15 protein-coding genes are annotated in these 16,674 nt (G+C 67.0%); 12 read left to right on the forward strand and 3 right to left on the reverse strand.

Features of this window, described 5'->3' with window-relative positions:
- The 9 genes from nusA to pnp all read left to right on the forward strand — a co-directional run bounded on the left by nusA (position 1) and on the right by pnp (position 10,559).
- Positions 1-1,623 (forward strand): transcription termination factor NusA, encoded by a 1,623-nt coding sequence (gene nusA / locus ASG37_RS14670; RefSeq protein ID WP_055761902.1) that lies wholly within the window; start codon positions 1-3, stop codon positions 1,621-1,623.
- The gene (locus ASG37_RS14675; RefSeq protein ID WP_414888249.1) at positions 1,604-2,359 is read left to right on the forward strand and encodes a DUF448 domain-containing protein; all 756 of its coding nucleotides are present in this window, start codon (positions 1,604-1,606) and stop codon (positions 2,357-2,359) included. The genes nusA and ASG37_RS14675 overlap by 20 nt, the downstream gene beginning before the upstream one ends.
- 4 nt (positions 2,360-2,363) lie before the next feature.
- Positions 2,364-5,243 carry a translation initiation factor IF-2 gene (infB, locus tag ASG37_RS14680; RefSeq protein WP_055761904.1) on the forward strand — a complete coding sequence of 960 codons (2,880 nt, stop codon included), beginning with the start codon at positions 2,364-2,366 and terminating at the stop codon, positions 5,241-5,243.
- A gap of 32 nt (positions 5,244-5,275) precedes the next feature.
- The gene (locus ASG37_RS14685; protein WP_156349225.1) at positions 5,276-5,845 is read left to right on the forward strand and encodes a hypothetical protein; all 570 of its coding nucleotides are present in this window, start codon (positions 5,276-5,278) and stop codon (positions 5,843-5,845) included.
- A gap of 3 nt (positions 5,846-5,848) precedes the next feature.
- Positions 5,849-6,250, forward strand: a complete 402-nt coding sequence (rbfA, locus tag ASG37_RS14690) for a 30S ribosome-binding factor RbfA (RefSeq protein ID WP_055761908.1) — start codon at positions 5,849-5,851, stop codon at positions 6,248-6,250.
- Entirely contained in the window at positions 6,251-6,817 is a 567-nt protein-coding gene (locus tag ASG37_RS14695) for a thymidine kinase (protein WP_055761911.1), read from the forward strand. It begins immediately after the preceding gene.
- A complete protein-coding gene (gene truB, locus ASG37_RS14700; RefSeq protein ID WP_055761913.1) occupies positions 6,817-7,710 on the forward strand; it encodes a tRNA pseudouridine(55) synthase TruB in 894 nt (297 codons plus the stop codon). Before ASG37_RS14695 ends, truB begins: the two co-directional genes overlap by 1 nt.
- Positions 7,711-7,722: 12 nt before the next feature.
- On the forward strand, positions 7,723-7,992 hold the full coding sequence (rpsO, locus tag ASG37_RS14705; protein WP_055761918.1) for a 30S ribosomal protein S15: 270 nt from the start codon (positions 7,723-7,725) through the stop codon (positions 7,990-7,992).
- A gap of 233 nt (positions 7,993-8,225) precedes the next feature.
- A complete protein-coding gene (pnp, locus tag ASG37_RS14710) occupies positions 8,226-10,559 on the forward strand; it encodes a polyribonucleotide nucleotidyltransferase (RefSeq protein WP_055761921.1) in 2,334 nt (777 codons plus the stop codon).
- A gap of 66 nt (positions 10,560-10,625) precedes the next feature.
- Here the strand turns inward: pnp and ASG37_RS14715 are convergent, their stop codons facing one another.
- Together ASG37_RS14715 and hisN are read right to left on the reverse strand one after the other, a co-directional pair.
- Positions 10,626-11,141 carry a ferritin-like domain-containing protein gene (locus tag ASG37_RS14715; RefSeq protein WP_055761924.1) on the reverse strand — a complete coding sequence of 172 codons (516 nt, stop codon included), beginning with the start codon at positions 11,139-11,141 and terminating at the stop codon, positions 10,626-10,628.
- A gap of 71 nt (positions 11,142-11,212) precedes the next feature.
- On the reverse strand, positions 11,213-11,995 hold the full coding sequence (hisN, locus tag ASG37_RS14720; protein WP_055761927.1) for a histidinol-phosphatase: 783 nt from the start codon (positions 11,993-11,995) through the stop codon (positions 11,213-11,215).
- Positions 11,996-12,098: 103 nt separating this feature from the next.
- On the opposite strand from hisN, the gene ASG37_RS14725 reads away from it, so the two are divergent.
- The 3 genes from ASG37_RS14725 to ASG37_RS14735 all read left to right on the forward strand — a co-directional run bounded on the left by ASG37_RS14725 (position 12,099) and on the right by ASG37_RS14735 (position 14,877).
- Positions 12,099-13,079: a phospholipase A gene (locus tag ASG37_RS14725; RefSeq protein ID WP_055761930.1), complete on the forward strand. Its 981-nt coding sequence runs from the start codon at positions 12,099-12,101 to the stop codon at positions 13,077-13,079.
- Between the two features lie 71 nt (positions 13,080-13,150).
- Positions 13,151-13,699 carry a peroxiredoxin gene (locus ASG37_RS14730; RefSeq protein WP_055761933.1) on the forward strand — a complete coding sequence of 183 codons (549 nt, stop codon included), beginning with the start codon at positions 13,151-13,153 and terminating at the stop codon, positions 13,697-13,699.
- Positions 13,700-13,818: 119 nt separating this feature from the next.
- On the forward strand, positions 13,819-14,877 hold the full coding sequence (locus ASG37_RS14735) for a GGDEF domain-containing protein (protein WP_055761936.1): 1,059 nt from the start codon (positions 13,819-13,821) through the stop codon (positions 14,875-14,877).
- 149 nt (positions 14,878-15,026) lie between these two features.
- Here ASG37_RS14735 and ASG37_RS14740 read toward each other — a convergent pair whose 3' ends face one another.
- Entirely contained in the window at positions 15,027-16,655 is a 1,629-nt protein-coding gene (locus tag ASG37_RS14740; RefSeq protein ID WP_055761939.1) for an NAD(P)/FAD-dependent oxidoreductase, read from the reverse strand.
- Between the last annotated feature and the right edge of the window lie 19 nt (positions 16,656-16,674).

Consider the following 16,674-nt stretch of genomic DNA (forward strand, 5'->3'; position numbering starts at 1 on the left):
ATGGCCACCGCCGTCACCGCCAATCGCGCGGAACTGATCGCGATCGCGAATTCGGTCGCTTCCGAAAAGATGATCGACAAGGGCATCGTGATCGAGGCGATGGAGGACGCGATCCAGCGCGCCGCCAAGACCCGCTACGGTTCCGAGAACGACATCCGCGCCAAGCTTGACGCGACGACCGGCGACCTGCGCCTGTGGCGCGTGCTCGAAGTCGTCGAGCTGGTCGACGATCACTTCAAGCAGATCGGCGTCGCCGACGCACAGAAGCTGCAAAAGGGTGCCGTGCTCGGCGACTATATCGTCGATCCGCTGCCCCCGATCGAATTCGGCCGCATCCAGGCGCAGGCATCGAAGCAGGTCATCCTGCAAAAGGTCCGCGACGCCGAGCGCGAACGCCAGTTCGAGGAGTTCAAGGACCGCCAGAGCGAGATCATCACCGGCGTCGTCAAGCGTGTCGAATTCGGCCACGTCGTCGTCGATCTCGGCCGTGCCGAAGGCGTCATTCGCCGCGACCAGCAGATTCCGCGCGAAGCGGTCCGCGTCGGCGACCGGGTCCGTTCGCTGATCCTGAACGTGCGCCGCGAGAATCGCGGGCCGCAAATCTTCCTGTCCCGCGCGCACCCCGACTTCATGAAGAAGCTGTTCGCGCAGGAAGTCCCCGAAATCTACGACGGTATCATCGAGATCAAGGCCGCTGCCCGCGACCCCGGCTCGCGCGCCAAGATCGGCGTCATCAGCCACGACGGCTCGATCGATCCGGTCGGCGCCTGCGTCGGCATGAAGGGCAGCCGCGTGCAGGCCGTCGTGCAGGAGATGCAGGGCGAGAAGATCGACATCATCCCGTGGTCGCCCGATACCGCGACGTTCGTCGTCAACGCGCTTCAGCCGGCCAACGTCGCGCGCGTGGTGCTCGACGAGGAAGAGGACCGGATCGAGGTCGTCGTCCCCGACGATCAACTCAGCCTCGCCATCGGCCGTCGCGGCCAGAACGTGCGCCTCGCCAGCCAGTTGACCGGCAAGGCGATCGACATTCTGACCGAAGCCGATGCGTCGGAGAAGCGCCAGAAGGAATTCATCGAACGCTCGGGCATGTTCGAGCGCGAACTGGACGTCGACGAGACGCTGGCACAGCTTTTGGTCGCCGAAGGCTTCGGCGAGCTGGAAGAAGTCGCCTATGTCGAGATCGAGGAACTGGCCGGCATTGAGGGCTTCGACGAGGATCTCGCGCAGGAGCTGCAAAGCCGGGCGCAGGAAGCGATCGAACGCCGCGAACAGGCCGCCCGCGAGGAGCGCACCACCCTCGGCGTCGAGGACGATCTGGCCGAACTGCCGTATCTGACCGAAGCGATGCTGGTCACGCTCGGCAAGGCGGGCATCAAGACGCTCGACGACCTCGCCGATCTCGCGACCGACGAACTGGTCGAGAAGAAGAAGGCCGAACCGCGCCGTCGCGGTGACGACGCGCCGAAGCGCGAGGCGCCGAAGGGCGGCATCCTCGCCGAATATGGCCTGAGCGACGAACAGGGCAACGAGATCATCATGGCCGCACGTGCGCATTGGTTCGCCGATGACGCCGCCCCGGCCGAGACTTCGGAGGACGCAGTTGCGGACTCCGAACAATGATACCGCGCGGCTGACCGAAGGCCCCGAGCGTAGCTGTATCCTGTCGCGTGAGCATGGTTCGCGCGACGGGCTGGTGCGGCTCGCCCTGTCGCCCGACGGCGATGTGCTGCCCGATGTGCGTGCCAAGGCTCCCGGCCGTGGCGCGTGGATCGGCGTGGATCGCAAGACGCTGGAAACCGCGATCGCCAAGGGGCGGTTGCGGGGCGCGCTGGCGCGGGCGTTCAAGGGCGCGGCGCTGACGATTCCCGACGACCTGCCTGAACGGATCGAAGAGGCGCTGCGGCGCCACGCGCTCGACCGGCTGGGGCTGGAGGCCAAGTCCGGCTTCGTCGTGGTCGGCGGCACTGCGATCGACAAGGCGGCGCGCCAGGGCAAGCTCCATGCGCTGTACCATGCGTCCGATGCTGCCGCCGATGGTGCTGGCAAACTGGCGCAGGCATGGCGTGTCGGCACCGACGACGAAGGTTCTGGTCGCAGGGGATTGGCATTGCCGGTCACGCGCACCATATTGTCGTTGGCGCTTGGGCGCGAAAATGTGGTACATGTCGGCCTGACCGACGCACGGGCGGCACAGCGAGCCAATGACGCGCTGTCCCGCTGGCTGCACTTTATCGGACCCGAACCTATCCCTACGCCTTGCGAAAGCGTTTCGCAGGGCGCATCGACGGCGCAATCTGCCGGCATTTCGGATGCCGGCCATATTGGCCTCGACCAATTGAAGCAGGAACCTGAGTAACCGGATGAGCGACATCGACAACGACAAGCCGAAGCTGGGCACCCGTCAGCCGCTCGGCGTCAAGCGCACCGTTGAGACCGGCAAGGTGAAGCAGAGCTTCAGCCATGGCCGCTCCAACACGGTGGTCGTGGAGGTGAAGCGCCGCCGCGAACTCCGCCGCCCGGGTGAGGAACAGGGTGCCGAACAGGCTGCCCCCGCGCCGACTCCGGCCGTCGCCGCCACGGCGCGTCCGGCACCGGTCGCCCCGCCGCCCCGCCCGGCGGCGAGCAATGCCGGCCTTTCGCGTCACGAGCTGCAGACCAAACTGCTGCGCGAGGCGGAGGAAGCGCGCATGAACGCCGCCGAGGAACATCGGCGTCGCGACGAGCGGATCGCCCGCGAAGCGGTCGAAACCGAACGTTTGCGCGTCGAGGAAAAGGCGCGTGCCGCCGCCGAGCCCAAGGCCGAACCTGCACCTGCACCCGAGCCGGAAGCTGCACCCGCGCCCGCCCCGGAACCAGCGCCCGCGCCTGTTCCGGTTGCAGAGCCGACTCCGGCACCCGTATCGACGCCGGCACCGGCACCGGTTGTGGAAACCCCTGCACCGGCACCGGTCGCGGAAACTCCCGCACCTGCACCTGCGCCGGCCCCCACGCCTGCGCCGGCCCCGGTCGCAGCGAAGCCTGCCCAGGCTCCGCTGCGGGCTGCACCGCCGCGTCCGGCACCGACCCCGGCACCGCAGCCGATCGTTCTGACCGCCGATCCCAACCGGCCGGCGCCGCGTCGCTTCACCCCGGTGCAGCGCCCGGAAATCCCCAAGCCGCAGCCCAAGCCCGAGCCGGCCCCCGCGCCCGCTCAAGCTGCTGCTGCCACGGCCGCTACTCCGGCACGCCCTGCCGCCGCCGGCGGGACCGCGCTGCGTTCCGCTCCGTCGGGCACCGGTCAGGCGACCCCGCGTCGCAACGAACCGGCGCGGCCCGCGCCGTCGCGCGACCGCAAGGGCGACGATCGTCGTCAATCGGGCAAGCTCACCGTTACCCGCGCGCTGGGCGACGACGGTGCGCGCTCGCGCAGCCTCGCCGCGCTCAAGCGCGCCCGCGAGAAGGAGAAGCGCGGCTTCGGTGGTCCGCGTGAACCGCAGATCAAGCAGGTTCGCGACGTTCAGGTGCCCGAAACGATCACGGTGCAGGAACTCGCCAACCGCATGGCGGAAAAGGGTGCCGATCTGGTCAAGACGCTCTTCAAGATGGGTTCGCCCGTCACGATGACGCAGACGATCGATCAGGACACCGCCGAGCTGCTCGTCACCGAATTCGGCCACAACATCGTTCGCGTGAGCGATGCCGACGTCGATCTGGCGCTCGACACGACCGAGGATCTGGCCGAGACGCTGCAGACGCGTCCGCCGGTCGTGACGATCATGGGTCACGTCGACCACGGCAAGACCTCGCTGCTCGACGCGCTGCGCGGCACCGACGTAGTGCGCGGCGAAGCCGGCGGCATCACCCAGCATATCGGCGCCTATCAGGTGACGATGAAGGACAAGTCGCGGATCACCTTCCTCGACACGCCCGGCCACGAAGCGTTCAGCGAAATGCGCGCGCGCGGTGCCGACGTGACCGACATCGTGATCCTCGCGGTCGCCGCCGACGACGGACTGATGCCGCAGACGATCGAGGCGATCCATCACACCCGCGCTGCCGGCAAGCCGATGATCGTCGCGATCAACAAGGTCGACAAGCACGAGGCGAACCCGCAGCGCATCCGCGAACGCCTGCTCGAACATGACGTGCAGGTCGAGGAAATGGGCGGCGAGACGCAGGACGTCGAAGTCTCGGCGCTCAAGAAGACCGGCCTCGAGCAACTGATCGAGAAAATCCAGCTCCAGGCCGAACTGCTCGAGTTGCAGGCCAACCCCGATCGCCCGGCGGAAGCCAGCGTGATCGAGGCGAAGCTCGACAAGGGCCGTGGTCCGGTGGCGACCGTGCTGGTCCGGCGCGGCACGCTGCGGGTCGGCGACGTGTTCGTCTGCGGCGCGGAAAGCGGCAAGGTCCGTGCGCTGATCGACGACAAGGGCCGTCAGGTGAAGGAAGCCGGTCCGTCGACTCCGGTCGAGGTGCTGGGCATGTCGGGCGTGCCGATGGCGGGCGATCCGCTGCAGGTGGTCGAGAGCGAGGCGCGTGCCCGCGAGGTCGCCGAATATCGTCAGGGCGTGCTGCTCCACAAGCGCACCACCCAGGCGCCGGCCAGCCTCGAGAGCATGTTCTCGGCGCTCAAGTCGAAGCAGGCGATCGAATATCCGCTGGTGGTCAAGGCCGATACCCAAGGGTCGGTCGAAGCCATCGTCGGAGCGCTCAACAAGATCTCGACCGACGATATTCGGGTGCGCATCCTGCATTCGGGCGTCGGCGGCATCACCGAGAGCGACGTGACGCTGGCAGCGGCATCGGGGGCGCCGATCATCGGCTTCAACACCCGTCCCAACGCCAAGGCGCGCGAGATCGCCGAGCGGAACAAGGTGGCGTTCAAATATTACGACGTCATTTACACGCTGACCGACGAGATTCGTGCGGGCATGGCGGGTACGCTCGGACCGGAAGCGTTCGAGACGGTCGTCGGCCGCGCCGAAATCCGCGAGGTCTTCTCGGCGGGCAAACATGGTCGGGCCGCCGGTTTGCTGGTCGTCGAAGGGATCATCCGCAAGGCGCTCAAGGCACGCATCACGCGCAACGATGTCATCATCTATCAGGGTGAGATCGCATCGCTGCGTCGCTTCAAGGACGATGTTCCCGAAGTGCGCGCCGGTCTGGAATGCGGTGTCACGTTCACGCAGAACTTCACCGACATCAAGGCGGGCGACTACCTCGAAACCTATGAAGTCGAACTGCGCGACCGTACGCTGTGAGTGAAGGGCGGCAGGGGGCGACCCTTGCCGCCATGCTCTGGCCCAGGCTCCGCTGGTGCGGCGTCTGGGTGGTCGGCGGGGCGGCGGCATTGTTCGTCGCCAATCTGTTCGGTGGCCGAGCGATGCTCGTCGCGGTCGGTCTGCTCGGCGGTTGCTGGCTCCTGCTGGCCCTCGATGGCGTGCGGACCGGCTGGCGCTGGCGCGGAATCGGCATTCCGGCGTTGCTGCTGGTCCTGTTACCGGTCGTCGCGGTCCCCTTCGCGGGCTTTGCCGGCGGGCGGGTGCTCTACTGGTCGCATGTCGCACCGTCGTGGTGGTCGCTTCGCTCGCATGGCCCGGCCTTCGATGCGGCGTTTGCGGGCGGCGAATTACCTCCCGGCGCTGTTGCGGTCGACCGCGATGGCAACCGAACCGCCTTCCGCACCATCGGCGACCCTTCGACGGACTGGGCGGCGATCGTCCATGATCCGACCGATCGCATGGCCGCCGCGCGCGGCTGGAACGGCGGACCGGTCGGGCGCGATATTGCCGCCATGTTCGGCAGCACCACCATCTGGTGCCAGCGACTCGACAGTCACTGGTTCCACTGTCAATTCGGTTGAGCCATGTCAGACACCACCCCCGAAACCCGCTCCGTCCGCCTGCTGCGCGTCGGCGAACAGGTCCGCCACATCCTCGCGGAAATTCTCGCGCGCGGCGACGTGCATGACGACGTGCTCGAAAAACACTTCGTCTCCGTCACCGAAGTGCGGATGTCGCCCGACCTGCGCCATGCGACGGTGTTCGTGAAACCGTTTCTCGGCAAGGATGAGGGCGTCGTGCTGAAGGCGCTGCGCACCAACACCGCCTATCTCCAGTCGGAGGTCGCGCGGCGGGTGAACCTGAAATATGCCGCCAAGCTCAAGTTCCTGATCGACGAAAGCTTCGACGAAGGCGGCCGCATCGACCAGTTGCTGCGCGATCCCAAGGTCGCGCGCGATCTGGAACCGGGCGACGCCGAGGACTGAGTGGCCAAGCTCTATTTCTATTATGCGTCGATGAACGCGGGCAAATCGACCACGCTGCTGCAAGCCGACTTCAACTATCGCGAACGCGGGTTGACGACGATGCTGTTCACCGCCGGAATCGACACGCGCGAGGGGATGGGCGTCATCGGCTCGCGCATCGGCCTGTCGGCGCCCGCCATTCCGTTCGATGCCGCGAGCGACCTGTTCGCGGCCGTCGGCAAGGCACCGGTCGATTGCGTGCTGATCGACGAGGCGCAGTTCCTGACCGGTGCCCAGGTCGATCAACTGGCGGCGGTGGCCGACGATCTGAACGTGCCGGTGCTCGCCTATGGCCTGCGTACCGACTTTCTCGGACAGTTGTTTCCCGGATCGGCGCGGTTGCTGGCGATCGCCGATGCGCTGGTCGAACTGAAATCGGTGTGCGACTGCGGGCGCAAGGCGACGATGAACCTGCGCGTCGATGCGACCGGCCACGCGGTCCGTGAAGGGCAACAAACCGAGATCGGCGGCAACGACCGCTATGTGGCGCTGTGCCGCCGTCATTTTTGCGAGGCGATGCGGGGCTGATGCACGGCTGGATCATCATCGACAAGCCGGTGGGGCCGGGTTCGACCCAGGTCGTCTCGGCGGTCAAGCGCGCGCTGCGCCATGGCGGCTATGGCAAGTACAAGGTGGGCCACGGCGGCACGCTCGATCCGCTGGCCTCGGGCGTGCTCCCGGTCGCGGTCGGCGAGGCGACGAAGCTGGCCGGGCGGATGCTCGATGCGTCCAAGACCTACGACTTCACGATCCGCTTCGGGTCGCAGACCGATACGCTGGATCTGGAGGGCAAGGTGATCGCCGAATCACCGGTCCGCCCGACCCGCGCCGCGATCGAGAATGTGCTGGCGCGCTTCACCGGACCGATCGAACAGGTGCCGCCCGCCTATTCGGCGCTGAAGGTCGATGGCGAACGCGCCTATGATCTGGCGCGCAAGGGCGAGGAGGTGGTGCTCGCCACGCGAGCGGTGACGATTCACGAGTTGCAGATCGTGGCGGCCTATGGCGATCCGCTCGAAGAAGTCACCCTTACCGCCTATGTTTCCAAGGGCACCTATATCCGCAGCCTTGCCCGCGACATCGCGCTCGCGCTCGGCAGCGTCGGCCATGTCACGATGCTGCGCCGGACGAAGGCCGGGCCGTTCACGTTGGAATCGGCCATTTCGCTGGACAAACTGGCCGAAATGGGTCAGGGGCGCACGCTTGAAGAAACGCTCCTGCCACTGGGGGTGGGGCTGGACGACATCCCGGCTCTATCGCTGGACGCCGATCAGGCAGGGCGGCTCCGTCAGGGGCTTCGCTTGATCGGTTTCGCTGCGACCGACGGTCTGGGCTTTGCGACACTGGACGATGTGCCGGTGGCGCTGGTCGAAACCCTCGCCGGGGAAACCCGGGTCGTGCGCGGCTTCAACCTCGCATAGAAAGGATCTACGATGTCGATCACTCCCGAAAACCGTCAGGCACTGATTCAGGAACATGGCCGCGCCGAAGGCGATACCGGCAGCCCTGAAGTACAGGTCGCCATCCTGACGACGCGCATCCAGAATCTGACCGAACACTTCAAGACCCATGCGAAGGACAATCATTCGCGTCGCGGTCTGCTGATGCTGGTCAACAAGCGGCGTTCGCTGCTCGACTATCTGAAGAAGAAGGACGCGGAGCGCTATGGCGCGCTGATCGCGAAGCTCGGCCTTCGGAAGTAACGGACAAGGGCGGCCCCCACGGGCCGCCCTTTTTCCATGACCACGGTCGCACGACCGTGCGTGAGATTCCCCGGAAAACGGGGTATGGGCTTTGTGACCGGTTGACCGGCCAAGCCGTCCCGCCGCAATCCGGCGATGCGGGACACCGGGCCGAAACGGCCTGATCCAAGGGGTGGAGATTCCACCCAAGCTGCCCCGGCGCGCATCTGGCCGCCGGACGCGAAGGAAACGATATGTTCGATATCAAGAAAAGCACCATGGACCTGGGTGGCAAGACGCTCACCCTCGAAACGGGCCGCGTCGCGCGGCAGGCGGACGGCGCGGTCATCGCGACGCTCGGCGAAACCGTGGTGCTGTGCGCGGTCACCGCCGCACGCTCGGTGAAGGAAGGGCAGGACTTCTTCCCGCTGACCGTCCATTACCAGGAAAAATATTCGGCGGCGGGCCGTATCCCCGGCGGCTTCTTCAAGCGCGAGCGCGGTGCGACCGAGAAGGAAACGCTGACCAGCCGCCTGATCGACCGTCCGATCCGCCCGTTGTTCCCGGAAGGGTTCTACAACGAGATCAACGTGATCTGCCAGGTGCTGTCGTATGACGGCGAGAACGAGCCGGACATCGTCGCAATGATCGCGGCATCGGCGGCGCTGACCATCTCGGGCGTGCCGTTCATGGGCCCGATCGGTGCGGCGCGCGTCGGCTATGTCAATGGCGAGTACGTCCTGAACCCGACGCTGGAGCAGGTGAAGGCGGGCGATCTCGACCTCGTCGTCGCCGCCACCGGCAATGCGGTGATGATGGTCGAATCCGAAGCCAAGGAACTGTCGGAAGAGATCATGCTCGGCGCGGTCGTGTTCGCGCATGATGCGTCGAAGAAGATCGTGAACTGCATCATCGATCTGGCCGAACAGGCCGCCAAGGAGCCGTGGGAGCTGGCGCCGGTCGCCGACCAGTCGGCCGCCAAGAAGAAGCTGAAGACGCTGATCGGCAAGGACCTTGCCGCCGCCTACAAGCTGACCGACAAGCAGGCGCGCCAGAACGCGATCAACGACGCGCGCACCAAGGCGCGCGAAGCCTTCGCCGACCTGAAGGAAAGCGATCCGGCGCAGTATCTCGGCACGCTCAAGCTCGTGAAGAAGCTCGAAGCCGAGATCGTCCGCACCGCCATCCTGAAGGACGGCCGCCGCATCGACGGTCGCGACACCCGCACGGTCCGCCCAATCGAGGCGATGGTCCACTTCCTGCCGCGCGCGCACGGTTCGGCGCTGTTCACCCGCGGCGAGACGCAGGCGATCTGCACGACCACGCTCGGCACCAAGGACGCCGAGCAGATGATCGACGGGCTGAACGGCCTGCACTATGAAAACTTCATGCTGCACTACAACTTCCCGCCGTACTCGGTCGGTGAAGTCGGCCGCTTCGGTGCGCCGGGCCGTCGCGAAGTCGGCCATGGCAAGCTGGCATGGCGCGCGCTGCACCCGGTACTGCCGTCGAAGGAAGAATTTCCCTACACCATCCGCGTCCTGTCGGACATCACCGAGTCGAACGGCTCGTCGTCGATGGCGACGGTCTGCGGCGGTTCGCTGTCGATGATGGACGCGGGCGTGCCGCTCAAGCGTCCGGTGTCGGGCATCGCCATGGGCCTGATCCTCGAAGGCAAGGACTATGCCGTCATCAGCGACATCCTCGGCGACGAGGATCATCTGGGCGACATGGACTTCAAGGTCGCTGGCACCAGCGAGGGCATCACCTCGCTCCAGATGGACATCAAGATCGCCGGTATCACCGAAGAGATCATGAAGGTCGCGCTGGCACAGGCCAATGAAGGCCGCGCGCACATCCTCGGCGAAATGGCCAAGGCGCTGGGCGAAACCCGTGGCGAGCTGTCGGCGCATGCCCCGCGCATCGAAACCTTCACGATCGACAAGTCGAAGATCCGTGAAGTGATCGGCACCGGCGGCAAGGTGATCCGCGAGATCGTCGCCACCACCGGCGCGAAGGTCGACATCGACGATGAGGGCGTCATCAAGGTGTCGTCGTCCGATCCGGCGCAGATCGAAGCCGCGATCAACTGGATCAAGGGGCTGGTCGAAGAGGCCGAGGTCGGCAAGATCTACAACGGCAAGGTCGTCAACCTCGTCGATTTCGGTGCTTTCGTGAACTTCATGGGCGGCAAGGACGGCCTCGTCCACGTCAGCGAGATCCGCAACGAACGGACCGAGAAGGTTTCCGACGTCCTGTCCGAAGGGCAGGAAGTGAAGGTCAAGGTCCTCGAAGTCGATCCGCGCGGCAAGGTTCGCCTGTCGATGCGCGTCGTCGATCAGGAAACCGGTGCGGAGCTGGAAGACAGCCGCCCGGCGCGCGAACCGCGCGAGCGCGGTGAGCGTGGTCCGCGCGGCGACCGTGGCCCCCGCGAGGGTGGCGATCGCGGCCCGCGCGAAGGCGGCGATCGCGGTCCGCGTCGCGACGGCGGCGACCGTGGCCCGCGCCGCGACCGTGGCCCGCGTCGCGAGGAATCGAAGGACGACGGCGGCAACGCCGGCCTGCCTTCGTTCATCACCGACAACTAAAACGTCGACCTGACGCAAGAAGGGGGGCCCGCGGCGACGCAGGCCCCCCTTCTTCGTTGCAGCGGATCAGGCTTCGGCGAGTTCGGCCTTGGCGTTGACCTTGTGTTCCGCCATCGCCGTCAGCTTCTCATCGGTCGCGCGTTCCTCGGCGAGCGTCTCGGCCAGCAGGCTGGCAAGGTCTTCGCGGCCCAGTTGCCGCGCCCATGCGATCAGCGTGCCGTAGCGGGTGATCTCATAATGCTCGACCGCCTGCGCCGAAGCGATCAGCGCCGCGTCCAGCACCTTCTTGTCGGCGATCTCGCCGGCGACCTCGTTCGCTTCCTTGATGATACCGTCGATCGCCGGGCAGGTGACGGCCTTCTTGGTCGCGCCGTGCAGTTCGAACACCTGGTCCAGCCGCCGGATCTGCCCCTCGGTTTCCGCCAGATGCCGCTCGAACCCGGCCTTGAGTTCGGGGTCGGTCGCCTTTTCGGTCATCTTGGGCAGCGCCTTGAGAATCTGGTTCTCGGCGTAATAAATGTCCTGCAACTGGTGGACGAACAGGTCGTCGAGCGTGGCGATGTCCTTGGAAAACAGGCCCATGGCAGGTTCCTTCGCTTGTGGGGTAATGCCCCCTCAACGATGCGACGGCCCGCTGGTTGCCTGTTCGCGCATCAGCCGCCGCGACAGGCGAGCGCTGCGACGACATCCTCCAGCCGGGCGGGGTCGCCGAGCGCGATGACCTCGCCGATGCTGCCGGCATGGAGCGGATCGCCCGCCCAGTCGCTCATCGTGCCGCCGGCGCCTTCGACGACGGGCACCAGCGCGGCGAAGTCGTGGAGCTTCAACCCCGCCTCGACCACCAGATCGATATGGCCCGAGGCGAGCGTGCCATAGGAATAACAGTCGCCCCCCAGCACGGTCGAGCGGACCTTCGCCTCGACATGCTCGAAGCCGTGCAACTGCCCGTCATCGAACAGTGCCGGGCTGGTAGTGGCGAGTAGCGCATCGGCGAGCGTCCGGCACCGGCGGGTCTGCGCCGGGCGACCGTTGAAGGTCGTGCCGCGGCCGACCGCGCCCAGCCAGCGTTCGGCGATGATCGGCTGGTCGATGATACCGAGGACCGGCCAGCCGTCCTCGACCAGCGCGATCAGCGTACCGAAGATCGGCCGGCCGGCGATGAACGAGCGGGTGCCGTCGATCGGGTCGAGCACCCAGTTGCGCCCGCTGCTGCCTTCGCGAACACCATATTCCTCGCCCTGAATACCGTCCGACGGCCGTTCGCGTTCGATGATCGCGCGCATCGCCGCCTCCGCCTCGCGGTCGGCGAGCGTCACCGGGGACGCATCGTCCTTGATCTCCAGCCCGAACTCGGCACGGAAGCGCGGGCGGATCGCCGCGCCCGCCGCATCGGCAAGTTTCATCGCGAGGGCGAGGTCGGCGGCGGTGACGGGCATGCGGGACCTTTTCGGCAGCGTGGATCGCCCCCGAATAGGCGGGGTGACGGCCAAAGCGCAAAGGATACTCGCAGCGGTCGCAAATCGCTGCCACACCCACCTCATGCTGCTCCTCGCCCTGCTTGCCGCTGCCCCGCCGCAAATCCGCATCGTCGCCGAACCGCCGGCATCGATCGCGGCGGCAAGCGAGGGCGTCACCGTCTTCGCGCTGAACGAAGGTGACGCCGCCGCCGATACGGTTCCGGTGCCGATCGACGTGGTGGCGGCCGACGGCGCGTCGCTGCGCCTCATGCCGGAGAACGACGCGGCGGTATCCGTCCCGGCCGGCGGGTTCCGCCGGCTGCGCTACCGGACCACCGCGCCACCGCCGCCGGCCCGCGAAACGGTGGTCACGACCGCCGAAGGTACTGCATCGGGCTTCCTCGACCGGTTCGAACCGCATGAACCGATCTATGGCGTGTTCGGCTTCGGATCGGACGGGGCGAAGCTGCAATTCAGCCTTGCCGTGCGACCGTTCGACGGCGCGGGGGTGCTGGACGGTGTGCGGGTCGCATGGACGCAGACGATGTTCTGGGCGATCGACCAATCGTCGGGGCCGTTCCGCAGCACGAACTACAGCCCCGAAGTCTATTATCAGCGCAGCATTGCGCCGCGGTTGGTGGCGGCGGGCGGCTATGCCCATGATTCGAACGGGCGCGGCGACATTGGATCGATCGACGTGAACCGTCTCTATCTTGCCGCCAGCTATGCCCTGCCGCTTGGCGACGACTGGCAGGTCGAAGTCGCCCCGAAGCTGTGGAGCTATGTCGGCACCGGCTACCGCGATCTCGACCGCTATTGGGGCAACTGGTCGCTGGGCGCGGCGATCGGGCAGCGCGACGGGCTGAAACTCGCCGCAAGGCTACGCAATCCGCTGGGCGCGCGGCGCGCGGGGGAAGTGCAGCTTTCCTATCCGCTCGCCCGGATCGGCGGCGGCACCGCGCTCTATCTCTTCGGACAGGCGTTCAGCGGCTATGGCGAGGCGATTGACGACTATCGGCTGCGCACCACGACCGCGCGTATCGGCATCAGCTTCACCCGCTAGGGACAGGATGGCACCGGCTTGCGAAGCTGCTAGGCTGTGCGCCAATCGTCACTCCCCAAGGACCTGATCCGATGCGTATCGCCCTGATTGCCGCCGCCCTGTGCCTGCCCTTCGCCGCGCCGCTGTCGGCCGCGCTCGCGCCGGGAGCGAAGGCTCCCGATTTCACCACCCGTGCAGCAATCGCCGGGCGGGCGTTCACGCTCAACCTGCGCTCGCAACTGCGCAAGGGTCCGGTAGTGCTGTACTTCTTCCCCGCCGCCTTCACCGGCGGATGCAATGCGGAAGCGAAGGCGTTCGCCGATGCGGTCGATCAGTTCAAGGCGGCGGGGGCGACCGTCATCGGCATGTCGGCCGATCCGATCGACAAGTTGCAGACGTTCAGCACCCAGCATTGCGCCGGCCGCTTCGCCGTCGCCGCCGCATCGCCCGCCACGATCCGTGGCTTCGACGTGGCGCTGTCACGTCCCGCCACCGGCGGACAGCCTGCCCGCGTGATGACGACGCGCACCAGCTATGTCATCGGCCGCGACGGGCGGATCGCCTTCGTCCATTCCGACATGAACCCGGCCGATCACGTCCGCACCACGCTGGCGGCGGTACAGGGCCTCGGCCCACGGTGATCGGTTCGTCTGCGAAACGGACCTTCCCAAAAGGTTAACGACGCGGCAACCCGATTTTAGCGGTCGCTCGCTACCCCCTGCCGTTCAACCTTTGACCGGCAGGGAGACGGCGCTTGTTCATGGACCGACAGATCGAAAGCGCGCCGGACGCCACGGCCGATGGTCTGTTTCAGGCGATCGGCCGTTTCCTGTTCGACCAGCGGCTGGAGCCGACGCCGGTCAACTACGGCTTCGCCTATCGCGTCCTCGGCGATCCGGCGGGGCCGCTGGCATATGCCGTGGCGACGCTGACCGATGGCGGGGTCCGGCTGACCAGCGACGAGGTGCTGACGCTCGGCGAACGGGTCGAGGCAGGGGATGTCGTCGGTCGCCGGATCAGCCCGCCCGACCGCCGCCTGTCGTTCCACGCCGAAACCGAGCGACAGGTCGCGGGCTTCGAATCGATCATGCAGGGGATCGTCCACGAAACCCACGCCTTCGGTCGCGATCTCGCCGCGAGCGAGGATGCGTTGCGGAAGTCGCGCGAAACCCATCCCGACAGCGACCTGTTCCTCACCGAACTGGCGCGGATCACCGCGCAGATGCGCGAACGGGTCGACGTCGCCGAAGCCCGGCTGGCGCAGGCGACGCAGGAAGCGAGCGAGCTGCGGCGGCAACTCGCCCGCGCCCGCGACGATGCACGGCGCGATGCGCTGACCGGCCTGCCCAACCGCCGGGCGTTTGAGGAAGCGCTGGCCGTCACCACCGGCGATTCGTGCCATCTGGCGATCTGCGACGTCGATCATTTCAAGGCGATCAACGATCGCTACGGCCATCCGGTCGGCGACCGCGTGTTGAAGGCGATCGGCGCGACGCTCGCCCGCGCCTGCGAGGGGCATCTTGTCGCCCGCTATGGCGGGGAGGAATTCACCATGCTGCTGAGCGACGTTTCCGCCGACGAAGCCTGTGCCCTCCTCGAAGCCGCCCGCAGCGCGGTCGCGGCGCGGCGCTACCGGTTGCGCGAGAACGACCAGTTGATCGAGGGCATCACCCTGTCGGCGGGGATCGTCACCTTGCGCGGGGACGAAAGCGCGTCAGATGCGCTGCGCCGCGCCGATGGCTATCTCTATGCGGCGAAGCAGGCCGGGCGCGACCGGACGGTCGGCGAATTCTGCCAGGGATCGGTGGAGATCACCTGACCGGAGCAGGGCGTGTCCGTCCTGTTCCGTTTCGCCGACCGTCAGCGCCATGTCGTAGCGCCCGGTGCCGCCCGGCTGGTTTGCACGATCCTGTTCCCGGTCGCGGCAGCGACCCTGCCCGTCGCCACCGTGCCGGCGGTCGCTTGGGGTCAGCGGGCGGCGGTCATTGCCTTGGCTACCGCTTCGGCGACCTTGATCCCGTCGACCGCTGCCGAAAGGATGCCGCCGGCATAGCCCGCCCCCTCGCCCGCCGGGAAGAGTCCGGCGGTGTTGACGCTTTCGAAATCCTCCCCCCGCCGGATGCGCACCGGCGACGAGGTCCGCGTCTCGACCCCGGTCAGCACCGCATCGGGATGGTCGTAGCCCGGGATCGTCCGCCCGAACACGACCAGCGCCTCGCGCATCGCGCGCACCACGAAATCGGGCAGCACCTCGGCCAGATCGGTCAGCGTCACGCCGGGGCGATAGGAGGGCACGACGCTGCGCAGCGCCGTGGAGGGCCGTCCGGCGAGGAAGTCCCCCAGCAACTGCGCCGGCGCGCGATACCCGCCCCCGCCCGCGTCATAGGCCTTCGTCTCCAGCGCGCGTTGCAACGCGATGCCGGCCAGCGGATGCCCCGGATAGTCGCGCATCGGATCGATGCCGACGACGATCCCCGAATTGGCGTTGCGTTCGTTGCGCGAATATTGGCTCATGCCGTTGGTCGCGACCCGTCCCGGCTCGGAGGTGGCGGCGACTACCGTACCGCCGGGACACATGCAGAAGCTGTAGACGGTGCGCTGGTTGCTGCAATGATGCGACAGCGTATAGGCCGCCGCCCCCAGATCGGGATGGCCGGCGCACGGGCCGAAGCGCGCCTGGTCGATCCAGCTTTGCGGATGTTCGATCCGCACGCCGACCGAAAACGGCTTCGCCTCCAGCATCACGCCGCGATCGTGGAGCATCTCGAACGTGTCGCGCGCGCTATGCCCCAGCGCCAGCACCACCGGCGCATCGACCGCCATCGTTTCCCCGGTTGACAGGTGCAGCGCCGCCAGCCGCCGCGTGCCATCACCCTGCGTTTCGATGGTCAGATCGTCGACCCGGTGGCCGAAGCGATATTCGCCGCCGAGTGCCTCGACCGTCGCCCGCATCGATTCGACCATCTGGACCAGCCGGAACGTCCCGATGTGCGGATGCGCCTCGGTCAGAATTTCCGGCGGCGCCCCTGCCTTCACGAATTCGATCAGCACCTTGCGGCTGAGGTGGCGCGGGTCCTTGATCTGGCTCCACAGCTTGCCGTCGGAAAAGGTGCCCGCCCCGCCCTCGCCGAACTGCACGTTCGATTCGGGGTTCAGTTCGCTCCGCCGCCACAGGCCCCAGGTGTCCTGCGTGCGCTCGCGCACCACCTTGCCGCGATCGAGGATGATCGGGCGAAATCCCATCTGCGCGAGGATCAGCCCGGCGAACAGGCCGCACGGCCCGGCGCCCACGACGATCGGTCGCGGACCGGCATAGTCGGCGGGCATGGTGGTGACGAAGCGATAGCCGGTGTCGGGCGTCGGCCCGACCGTCCGGTCGCGGCGGGTGCGCCCCAGCACCTGCGCTTCGTTCTTCAGCGTCACGTCGACCGAATAGACGAGCTGAATATCGTCCTTGTCGCGCGCATCATGCGCCCGGCGGGCGATGGTATAGCGGATCAGGTCGCGCGGGGTGATCCGCAGCTTGTCGCGAATCGCGGCGACCAGCGCCTCTTCGGGATGATTGAGCGGCAGTTTCAGTTCGGTGATGCGCAGCATCGGCGCATTTAAACGCGCT

The organism is Sphingomonas sp. Leaf407 (genome assembly GCF_001425385.1).
Taxonomy (GTDB): domain Bacteria; phylum Pseudomonadota; class Alphaproteobacteria; order Sphingomonadales; family Sphingomonadaceae; genus Sphingomonas.

What these genes read in the sequence shown, in the direction of transcription:
- nusA (WP_055761902.1), top strand. Translation starts at nt 1, where the DNA reads ATGGCCACCGCCGTCACCGCCAATCGCGCGGAACTGATCGCGATCGCG.
- infB (WP_055761904.1), top strand. Translation starts at nt 2,364, where the DNA reads ATGAGCGACATCGACAACGACAAGCCGAAGCTGGGCACCCGTCAGCCG.
- ASG37_RS14685 (WP_156349225.1), top strand. Translation starts at nt 5,276, where the DNA reads ATGCTCTGGCCCAGGCTCCGCTGGTGCGGCGTCTGGGTGGTCGGCGGG.
- rbfA (WP_055761908.1), top strand. Translation starts at nt 5,849, where the DNA reads ATGTCAGACACCACCCCCGAAACCCGCTCCGTCCGCCTGCTGCGCGTC.
- truB (WP_055761913.1), top strand. Translation starts at nt 6,817, where the DNA reads ATGCACGGCTGGATCATCATCGACAAGCCGGTGGGGCCGGGTTCGACC.
- rpsO (WP_055761918.1), top strand. Translation starts at nt 7,723, where the DNA reads ATGTCGATCACTCCCGAAAACCGTCAGGCACTGATTCAGGAACATGGC.
- pnp (WP_055761921.1), top strand. Translation starts at nt 8,226, where the DNA reads ATGTTCGATATCAAGAAAAGCACCATGGACCTGGGTGGCAAGACGCTC.
- ASG37_RS14715 (WP_055761924.1), bottom strand. Translation starts at nt 11,141, where the DNA reads ATGGGCCTGTTTTCCAAGGACATCGCCACGCTCGACGACCTGTTCGTC.
- hisN (WP_055761927.1), bottom strand. Translation starts at nt 11,995, where the DNA reads ATGCCCGTCACCGCCGCCGACCTCGCCCTCGCGATGAAACTTGCCGAT.
- ASG37_RS14725 (WP_055761930.1), top strand. Translation starts at nt 12,099, where the DNA reads ATGCTGCTCCTCGCCCTGCTTGCCGCTGCCCCGCCGCAAATCCGCATC.
- ASG37_RS14730 (WP_055761933.1), top strand. Translation starts at nt 13,151, where the DNA reads ATGCGTATCGCCCTGATTGCCGCCGCCCTGTGCCTGCCCTTCGCCGCG.
- ASG37_RS14735 (WP_055761936.1), top strand. Translation starts at nt 13,819, where the DNA reads ATGGACCGACAGATCGAAAGCGCGCCGGACGCCACGGCCGATGGTCTG.
- ASG37_RS14740 (WP_055761939.1), bottom strand. Translation starts at nt 16,655, where the DNA reads ATGCTGCGCATCACCGAACTGAAACTGCCGCTCAATCATCCCGAAGAG.